Origin of the sequence: uncultured Microbacterium sp. (assembly GCF_963521695.1) — a bacterium.
Taxonomy (GTDB): domain Bacteria; phylum Actinomycetota; class Actinomycetes; order Actinomycetales; family Microbacteriaceae; genus Microbacterium.
In genome coordinates this window covers 1-2,702 of the sequence record NZ_CAUQWC010000338.1, presented here as the reverse complement: position 1 = coordinate 2,702, position 2,702 = coordinate 1, and the positions used below count along the sequence as shown (strand labels likewise).

Below are 2,702 nucleotides of genomic sequence, written 5' to 3'. Positions count from 1 at the left end.
GCCCGCAACCCCGAGACGCGCAACGCCGACGGAGCCGCGTGGCCCGCGGCCGTGCTGCACGCTCAGATCCCGGAGGCGGCGCGCAGCTCGTCGACGCGGTCGGTGCGCTCCCAGGTGAAATCGGCCAGCTCCCGGCCGAAGTGACCGTACTTCGCCGTCTGCGCGTAGATCGGGCGCAGAAGGTCGAGCTGCTCGACGATGGCCGCGGGCCGCAGGTCGAACACGTCGCGGATCGCGCGCACGATCACGTCGTCGTCCACGTGAGCGGTGCCGAACGACTCCACGTACAGACCAACGGGGTTCGCCTTACCGATGGCATAGGCGACCTGCACCTCGAGGCGGTCGGCGAGGCCCGCCGCGACGGCGTTCTTCGCGACCCATCGCATGGCGTAGGCGGCCGAACGGTCGACCTTGGACGGGTCCTTGCCGCTGAACGCGCCACCGCCGTGACGGGAGGCCCCACCGTAGGTGTCGATGATGATCTTGCGGCCGGTGAGCCCGGCGTCGCCCTTCGGGCCGCCGATGACGAAGGGGCCGGCCGGGTTGATGTAGTACTTCACATCGGGGAGTTCGAGCCCGGTCTCGGCCAGCACGGGATCGATGACCTCGGCCTGCACCTGCGCGCGCAGATCTTCTTGCGAGATGTCGGGGTGGTGCTGCGTCGACAGCACCACGCTGTCGACGGTGCGCGGAGTGAAGCCGTCGTAGCCGAGCGTCACCTGGGTCTTGCCGTCGGGGCGAAGGAACGGCAGGGCTCCGCTCTTGCGCACGGCCGCCAGACGCTCGGCGATGCGGTGCGCCGTCCAGATGGCCATCGGCATGAGCTGCGGAGTCTCGTTCGTGGCGAAGCCGAACATGATGCCCTGGTCGCCGGCACCCTGCAGGTCGTGGGGATCGACGGACCCGCGCTCGCGCTGCTCGAACGCCTTGTTGACGCCGGCGGCGATGTCGGAGGACTGCGCCCCGATCGACACGGACACGCCGCACGACTCGCCGTCGAACCCGGTGTCGCTCGAGGTGTAGCCGATGCGGTTCACCACGTCACGGACGATCGCGGGGATCTCGACGTAAGCCCGCGTCGACACCTCGCCCGCCACGTGCACGAGCCCGGTCGTGACGAGGGTCTCGACGGCGACGCGCCCCGTGGGGTCGTCGGTGAGGATGGCATCCAGGATGCTGTCGGAGATCTGATCGCAGATCTTGTCGGGGTGTCCTTCGGTGACGGACTCGGACGTGAACAGGCGTAGGTCGGTCAAGACGACTCCGGGAGGCTAGCGAGCAGGGAACGGGCACAAGTATGCCCCGGACGGCGGTGAGCCGCCCGGGGCATCGTCACATCTGTGAATACTTCACGCGTGAGCCGGTGAGGGCTGTGGATTACTCCGCAGCGCGCAGCCGGAGCTTGTCTTCGTGGATCTCGTGCAGTGCGATCGTGAGGGGCTTGTCTTCGACGGTGGAGTCGACCAGCGGGCCGACGTTGTCGAAGAGGTTTCCCTCGTGCAGGTCGGAGTAATAGTCGTTGATCTGACGCGCGCGCTTGGACGCGTAGATGACGAGCTGGTACTTCGAGTCGACCTTGTCGAGCAGAGCGTCGATCGGCGGGTCGATGATGCCTTTGTCACGTCCGGCCATGGGGAACCTCCTGGTTCGGCGGGATGGGGTGGATGCGGCGCTCGGGGCGCCGAAGCATCTGATCATTCTAGCCGACGCCGACCCGGGGTGTGCCGAGGGCGCGAGGCGGGTCGTGTGGGCGGTGACGGGGCGACCACGACGTGGCGACGGGTGCGGCGTCCGGCGGGGCGCCGGTCCGCGCGACGTCGGGGCGTCGTTTGTGCACTGGGGCGTGCGATGTCCGCCCCGGTGCACATTTCGCGCCCCAAACGGGTGTCGGCCCGGCCTGGCGGCGCTGCGCCAACCCGGACGGCCGCGTCAGCGCTGCGCGGCGGCCAGAGCCACGACGTCGGCGGCGGCGGATGCCACGTCTTCGTTCACGACGCGGTAGTCGAACTCGTTCTGCGCGGCGAGCTCGACGCGGGCCGTGCGAAGGCGACGGGCGCGCTCCTCGGCATCCTCGGTCCCCCGCCCGGCGAGGCGTTGGACGAGTTCGTCCCAGCTCGGCGGCAGCAGGAACACCAGCGTCGCCGAGGGGTCGGCGGCGCGCACCTGTCGCGCCCCCTGCAGGTCGATCTCGAGCAGGGCGGTGCCGCCCGCGGCCAGTACCCTCTCGATGGGTTCGCGGGGCGTGCCGTAGCGGTTCTGGTTGTGCACGACGGCCCACTCCAACAACTCCCCCGCGGCGACCATCCGGTCGAACTCGGCGTGATCGACGAAGTAGTAGTGCTGCCCGTCGACCTCGCCGGGGCGGGGGCTTCTCGTCGTCGCCGAGACCGAGAGGTGGATCTGCGGGTAGTTCTGCTTGATGTGTGCGGCCACCGTGCCCTTGCCGACCGCCGTGGGACCGGCGAGCACGATGAGCCGACTGCGACCCTCGCGCGGACCCGGCTCGGGCCAGCGGGTGTCGAGGAATCCACGCAACGCGTCGCGCTGACGCGTGCCGAGACCGCCGAGGCGCTTCACCGGCGAGATGCCGAGCGAGACCAGGATGCGATCGCGCTTGCTCTCGCCGATCGCGGGGATCGCCGTGAGGAACTCGGTCACGCGCATCGCTCCGGCCGCAGACAGCGGGTCGGCGAGACCTCGCC

Annotated in this window: 3 protein-coding genes; all 3 read right to left on the bottom strand. The window is 69.7% G+C overall.

Annotated features, from left to right (window positions below; translation table 11 throughout):
• Positions 1–62: 62 nt before the first annotated feature.
• Positions 63–1,256 carry a methionine adenosyltransferase gene (metK, locus tag RWP81_RS16080; protein ID WP_314457804.1) on the bottom strand — a complete coding sequence of 398 codons (1,194 nt, stop codon included), beginning with the start codon at positions 1,254–1,256 and terminating at the stop codon, positions 63–65.
• A gap of 121 nt (positions 1,257–1,377) precedes the next feature.
• Positions 1,378–1,632 carry a DNA-directed RNA polymerase subunit omega gene (rpoZ, locus tag RWP81_RS16075; protein ID WP_055837405.1) on the bottom strand — a complete coding sequence of 85 codons (255 nt, stop codon included), beginning with the start codon at positions 1,630–1,632 and terminating at the stop codon, positions 1,378–1,380.
• Positions 1,633–1,929: 297 nt separating this feature from the next.
• On the bottom strand, positions 1,930–2,702 hold a 773-nt coding region (gmk, locus tag RWP81_RS16070), incomplete at its 5' end, for a guanylate kinase (RefSeq protein ID WP_399540625.1).